At 66.4% G+C, this 244-nt stretch carries 1 pseudogene; it reads right to left on the reverse strand.

The window, feature by feature from the left end:
• A pseudogene (locus SB822_RS59960) lies at positions 1–244 on the reverse strand (transketolase); the annotation flags it as partial.

A 244-nucleotide genomic window follows, 5' to 3' on the forward strand; every position in this document is an offset into this window, starting at 1 on the left:
CCCTGGCCGAGCGGACCCGTGGTGGTCTCGACGCCCGTCGTCATCCGGTACTCGGGGTGGCCCGGCGTCTTGCTGTCGATCTGACGAAAACGTTCGATGTCCTCGAGCCACACCGCGGGACCGCCGGTCGGTTTGCCTTCTTCGTCGACGGCCTTCACGTTCGCGAGATGCAGCAGCGAATACAGCAGCATCGACGCATGCCCGACCGACAGCACGAAGCGGTCGCGGTTCGGCCACAGCGGCT

The organism is Paraburkholderia sp. SIMBA_054 (assembly GCF_046534875.1).
Taxonomy (GTDB): Bacteria; Pseudomonadota; Gammaproteobacteria; order Burkholderiales; family Burkholderiaceae; genus Paraburkholderia; species Paraburkholderia hospita.